Annotated in this window: 3 protein-coding genes; 1 reads left to right on the top strand and 2 read right to left on the bottom strand. The window is 75.3% G+C overall.

Annotated elements, in window-relative coordinates; all coding sequences use genetic code 11:
- Positions 1-294: 294 nt before the first annotated feature.
- Positions 295-1,863, bottom strand: a complete 1,569-nt coding sequence (locus ACYVI6_RS17960) for a potassium/proton antiporter (RefSeq protein WP_460447673.1) — start codon at positions 1,861-1,863, stop codon at positions 295-297.
- A gap of 157 nt (positions 1,864-2,020) precedes the next feature.
- Here ACYVI6_RS17960 and ACYVI6_RS17955 point away from each other — a divergent pair, with 157 nt between their 5' ends.
- Positions 2,021-4,579: a penicillin acylase family protein gene (locus ACYVI6_RS17955; protein ID WP_460447672.1), complete on the top strand. Its 2,559-nt coding sequence runs from the start codon at positions 2,021-2,023 to the stop codon at positions 4,577-4,579.
- Positions 4,580-4,866: 287 nt separating this feature from the next.
- Here the strand turns inward: ACYVI6_RS17955 and ACYVI6_RS17950 are convergent.
- A partial coding sequence (locus ACYVI6_RS17950; protein WP_460447671.1) for a 5-formyltetrahydrofolate cyclo-ligase occupies positions 4,867-5,111 on the bottom strand: 245 nt, incomplete at its 5' end.

Raw genomic sequence — 5,111 nt, 5'->3', positions numbered from 1 at the left:
TCGACCAGCTGCGAGGTCGACCAGACACGGCCCGGTTCGGCGGCCAGGCAGGCCAGCACCGCCTGCCGCAGCGGGGGCCCGGCCGTCACCTGCTCGCCGTCCGGCCCGACCACCTCGACCGCCCCGAGCAGCAGCACCCGCACCGGGTGCTCGGCCACGGGCGCAGCGACCGTCGTCGGCACATCGACCTCCCGGCGGCACATCCCGTTCGTCACACTGTCTCGTGGACGATTCAACCCCATGCAGGTGACGTCTGCGCAGTCGCAACAGTTTCCGTGGTCGGTACGCCGTGGCTCAGGGGCGGCCGCGCAGCCGCCGCACCACGCCGGTGCGCCCGCGCACGCCGGCTGCCTCGGCGCGACCCGCCGTCGGGTCGCCCGACCAGACCGCCAGCCGGCCACCCAGGCTGAGCGCCCGCAGCCGCTGCTGCACCTCGCGCCGCGCGGTCGAGGTGGTGACGACGAGCAGCTGGTCGCCGCGCCGCAGCACCGTGCGCGCGCCCGGCACGAACGAGTCGTCGCCGCGCACGACCAGGGTGATGTTGGCGCCGCGCGGCAGGCGCAGCTCGAACACCTCCAGGCCGTGCAGCCTCGACGTCGCGCCCACCCGCACCTGCACGACGTCGGCCCCGAGCTGCTCGAGCGGCGCCGACTCCAGCTGCAGGTCGCGCGAGTCGAGGTCGTGCGCGACGCCGAGGCGCCGGGCGAACCACGGCAGCGTGGGGGCCTGCACGAGGGTGAACACGACGACCAGCACGAACACCAGGTCGAACAACCACTCCGTGCCCGCCACGCCGGAGGTGATCGGCACGGTGGCCAGCACGACCGGCACGGCACCGCGCAGCCCGGCCCACGACAGGAAGGCCTGCTGGCGCCAGGGCAGGCGGAACGGCGTCATCGAGACCAGCACCGACAGCGGCCGGGCGAGCAGCAGCAGCACCAGGCCGAGCACCAGCGCCGGCAGCAGCTGGGCGCTCAGCCGGCTCGGCGAGGCGAGCAGCCCGAGCAGCACGAACAGGCCGATCTGCGCGAGCCAGCCGAGGGCCTCGACGAAGCCGCGCACGGCAGAGCGGTGCGGCAGCGCGGTGTTGCCGAGCACCAGCGACGCGACGTACACCGCGAGGAAGCCGGACGCGTGCACCGCGGCAGCGGCGCCGTACGACAGCACCGCGAGGGCGACGACGGCGAGCGAGAGCAGCGCCGACGACGGCAGCGCGAGCCGTCGCAGCAGCCACGACCCGAGGAAGCCCGCGCCCAGCCCGACCGCCGCACCGACCAGCAGCTCGAAGACGGCCAGCAGCACCAGCTCCCACCACGGGTGCGCCCCGCCGTGGTCGCTCGCGATCTCGGCCAGCGTCACCACCAGCAGCACGACCGGCGCGTCGTTCAGGCCCGACTCGGCCTCGAGCACGCCCGACAGCCGCGGGTGGATGGGCACCCGGCGCAGCACCGAGAACACGGCCGCGGCGTCCGTCGACGACAGCACCGCGCCCACGAGCAGCGCGACCGTCCAGTCGAGCGCCAGCAGGTAGTGCGCGGCCACCCCCACCACTCCGACCGACACCAGCACCCCGATCGTGGAGAGCATCGCGGCCGGTGCGATCGACGAGCGGACGCTGGACCAGCGCGTCGTCACCCCGCCCTCGGCGAGGATCAGCACGAGGGCCGAGTACCCGAGCACCTGGGTCAGCTCGGCGTCGTCGAACCGGATGCCGAGCCCGCCCTCGCCGACCGCCACGCCGAGCGCCAGGTAGAGCAGCAGCGAGGGCAGACCGGAGGCCACGGACAGGCGCACCGCCGAGATCGCGACCAGCACCAGCACCGCGCCGACGAGCAGGACGCCGTTCAGACCCTCGACGGTCACGGGGCCCCCGGCCCGGCGCACCGGGCCGCCCGCAGCGGGGGACGCGCGGTGGGGGAGGGCACGGTCCAGTCTCCCAGACGGGCGGCTGGACGGCGGGTCGGCAGCGCGCCGGGGCGCCGCACCGGGCCGTCCGGCCGGCAGTCGTTACCCTCGCAACGTGCCCCGCCTCGCCGTCGTCCGCCGTGCCGTCGTGGTCGTGGTGGCCGCCCTGGTGGTCGTCGCCGTGGTGGTGGCGGTCGCCGTCACGGCGGGGGTGCGGCGCTCGCTGCCCGACCGCGGCGGCCAGGTCGCGGTGCCCGGTCTGGGCGCCCAGGTGACCGTGCGGCGCGACGACCAGGGCGTGCCGCAGGTGTACGCCGACAGCGCCCTCGACCTGTTCGCGGCGCAGGGCTACGTCACGGCGCAGGACCGGTTCTTCGAGATGGACTACCGCCGGCACGTGACGGCCGGCCGGCTCGCCGAGCTGGTGGGCGACGACCCGTCGGCGATCGAGGCCGACAGGGTGACCCGGACGCTCGGCTGGCGGCGGGTCGCCGAGCAGGAGCTGCCCATGCTGTCGACGGCGACCCGCAGCTACCTGCAGGCCTACGCCGACGGCGTCAACGCCTTCGTGAACGGGCGCTCGCCGTCGCAGCTCGGCGTCGAGTACGGCCTGCTCGACCTGCAGCTGCCCGACTACCGCGTCGAGCCGTGGACGCCGGTCGACTCGCTGGCCTGGCTCAAGGCGATGGCCTGGGACCTGAAGGGGAACTACGCCGACGAGCTGACGCGGGCCCGGCTGGCCAGCACGCTGTCGAACCGGCGCATCGCGAAGCTCTACCCGCGCTACCCGTCCGACCACGCGCCGATCGTGCGAGCCGACGACCTGCAGAGCGAGTCCGCGACGAGCGCCACCACGACGGCGTCCGCCGACGACCAGAGCGCGTCGGCGCTGCCCGGCCAGGACGCGCTGCGGCGGGTGCGGCAGGCCCTCGATGCCGTCCCGTCGCTGCTCGGCTCCGGCGACGGGCTCGGGTCGAACGCGTGGGTGGTCTCCGGCGCGCACACCACCACCGGCCGGCCGCTGCTGGCCAACGACCCGCACCTCGGGCTGCAGGTGCCGAGCACCTGGTACCAGATCGGCCTGCACTGCCGGTCGGTCACGGCGCAGTGCCCGTTCGACGTCGCCGGGTTCACGTTCTCGGGGCTGCCCGGCGTGGTGATCGGCCACAACGCGCGCGTCGCCTGGGGCTTCACGAACCTCGACCCCGACGTCACCGACTTCTACCTCGAGCGCGTCGACGGCGACCAGGTCGAGGTCGACGGCGGCACCGAGCCGCTCACCACCCGCCAGGAGACGCTGCGGGTGCGCGGGGGCGCCGACGTCGCGCTGACGGTGCGCTCGACCCGGCACGGCCCGATCCTGTCCGACGTGATCTCCGGCGTGGCCGCGGCCGGTCGGCAGCCGCGCGGCGACGACCAGGACGACGCGCAGTACGACGTCTCGCTCGCCTGGACGGCGCTCACGCCGGGCCGCACCGCCGACGCCGTCTTCGCGATCGACCGGGCCACCGACTGGACGTCGTTCCGTGCCGCGGCGCGGCTGTTCGACGTCCCCTCGCAGAACATGGTCTACGCCGACGTCGACGGGCACATCGGGTACCAGGCGCCCGGCCGGATCCCGGTGCGGCAGAGCGGTTCGGACGGCACGGTGCCGGTGCCCGGCTGGCTGAGCCGGTACGACTGGAAGGGCACGGTGCCGTTCGAGCAGCTGCCCACGGTGCTCGACCCGGCCGAGGGCTTCGTGGTCACCGCGAACCAGCAGGTCACCGACGCGCCCGAGCCGTTCCTCACCGCCGACTGGGGCTACGGCTACCGCTCGCAGCGCATCCGCGACCTCATCACCCAGCGGCTGCAGCGCGGCCGGATCAGCCCGGCCGACATGAGCGCCATCCAGCTCGACCAGCGCAACCCGCTCGCCGCGACGCTGGTGCCGCTGCTGCTGCAGGTCGACCTCTCCGACGACCCGTTCACCGCCGAGGCCCAGCGTCTGCTGCGCGGGTGGGACCACCGCCAGCAGCCCGACTCGGCGCCGGCCGCCTACTACAACGCGGTCTGGCGCAACCTGCTGCGGCTCGGGTTCGACGACGAGCTGCCCGCCGACCTCGCGGCCGACGGCGGCGAGCGGTGGTTCGAGGTCGTGCGGCGCCTGCTCGACAGCAAGTCCGACGCCTGGTGGGACAACCGCGCGACCCCCGGCGCCGTCGAGAACCGCGACGAGATCCTGCGCCAGGCCCTCGTGGCCGGCCGGCTCGAGCTCACCCGGTCGCTCGGCAAGGACCCCTCCAAGTGGCAGTGGGGCCGGCTGCACCGCCTCGAGCTGCACCACCCGGTGCTCGGCGGGTCCGGCGTCCCCGCACCCGTGCGGTCGCTGGTGAACCTCGACGGCGTGGCCGTCGGCGGCGGCACCGGCCTCGTCGACGCGACCGGCTGGGACGCGGCGTCCGGCTACCAGGTCGTCGCAGGCCCCTCGATGCGGATGGTGGTCGACGTCGGCCGCTTCGACGACAGCACCTGGGTCAACCTCACCGGCGCCTCCGGCCACCCCTTCGACGCCCACTACGACGACCAGCTCGGGCACTGGGTCGCCGGCCGCAGCTACCCCTGGCCGTTCACCGAGGCCGCCGTCCGCAGCGCGACGGACGACGAGCAGCAGCTCACCCCCGACGCCCCCTGAGGCCCCCTGACGCGTCCGGGTCGTCCCTGGCCCGCGCCACTCCTCGCTCGCGCCGCTCCTCGCCCGCGCTGCCCCGGTGCTGCCCGCCACGTGAAGTGGGCGCGCGCACCGTCCCAGGGGCGTGCACACCGCTCGGACGGTGCCGCAGCCGCAGGGAGCCGGTCCCCGCCGTCGCGCGGGACGTCGGCGGGCTGCCTGTGGCGCGCGCACCGTTCCCGGGGCGTGCACACCCCTTGGACGGTGGGCCAGCCGACTTCACGTGGCTCGCACGCGACCGGGCGGAGGGGTCAGGGCAGGCGCACGATGGCGGACGGCGTGACGGCGACGTGCACGGGCCGGTCGTGGGGCTCGACGGGCAGCGGTCCCTCGACGAGCTCGCCGTCGTGCAGCAGGGCGACGACGAGGGCGTCGGGGCGGGCGCGGGCGAGGGCGCGGTCGAAGCTGCCGCCGCCCTGGCCGAGGCGGCGCCCGGCCCGGTCGACGAGCAGGGCCGGCGCGACCACGACGTCGGCGCGCGCGACGGCGTGCGGTC

The organism is Angustibacter aerolatus, from assembly GCF_054776675.1.
The sequence above is the reverse complement of the archived record's forward strand: the minus strand, read 5'-3'. Positions and strand labels throughout refer to the sequence as shown.